This window comes from Aeromonas eucrenophila, assembly GCF_000819865.1.
GTDB classification, from domain to species: Bacteria; Pseudomonadota; Gammaproteobacteria; order Enterobacterales; family Aeromonadaceae; genus Aeromonas; species Aeromonas eucrenophila.
The window spans coordinates 1-928 of sequence record NZ_CDDF01000022.1 but is presented as its reverse complement, the minus strand read 5'-3'; the positions used below and the strand labels follow the sequence as shown (position 1 = coordinate 928).

Here is a 928-nt window from a genome sequence, read left to right as displayed (position 1 = left end):
TCCAGCTTGGTGCCTTTCTCTTGGGCATTCCACTCGGCAGCGATGTCGGACGGAATGACGAAGGGCGCGTGGTCCCATTTCAGGAAGGCACGGGCGGCGGCGATCTCGTCGTTGCCGAGCGGTGAACCGTGGCAATCGTGGGAGCCGGACTTGTTCGGTGAACCGTAACCGATGATGGTGCGGCAGCAGATCAGGGTCGGCTTGCCGGTCTCGGCCTTGGCGGCTTCGATGGCAGCATTGATGGCTTCCGGGCTGTGACCGTCCACGGCCGGGATGACGTGCCAGCCGTAGGCTTCGAAGCGCTTGGGGGTGTCATCGGTGAACCAGCCTTCGACGTGACCGTCGATGGAGATGCCGTTGTCATCCCAGAACGCAATCAGCTTGCCCAGTTGCAGGGTGCCGGCCAGGGAGCAAGCCTCGTGGGAGATCCCTTCCATCAGGCAGCCGTCGCCCATGAAGGCGTAGGTGTAGTGGTCAACGACATCAAAGCCCGGCTGGTTGAACTGTTCGCTCATGGCCTTCTCGGCGATCGCCATGCCGACGGCATTGGTGATGCCCTGACCCAGCGGGCCAGTGGTGGTTTCGATGCCAGGGGCATAACCGTACTCCGGGTGACCCGGGGTGCGAGAGTGCAGTTGACGGAAGTTCTTCAGGTCATCGATGGAGAGGTCGTAACCGGAGAGGTGCAGCAGAGAGTACAGCAGCATGGAGCCGTGGCCGTTAGACAGCACGAAACGGTCGCGGTCGGCCCACTTGGGGTTGTTCGGGTTGTGCTTGAGGTGGCCACGCCACAACACTTCGGCGATATCTGCCATTCCCATGGGGGCGCCCGGGTGACCGGAGTTGGCTTTTTGAACGGCATCCATACTCAATGCGCGAATGGCATTGGCAAGCTCTTTACGAGAAGGCATCTGTATCTCCTGCGATT

Annotated in this window: 1 pseudogene; it reads right to left on the bottom strand. The window is 61.1% G+C overall.

Going from position 1 to position 928, the window contains the following annotated elements:
• Nucleotides 1-911 (bottom strand): annotated as a pseudogene (locus BN1124_RS20435) (transketolase); the annotation flags it as partial.
• Nucleotides 912-928: the final 17 nt, after the last annotated feature.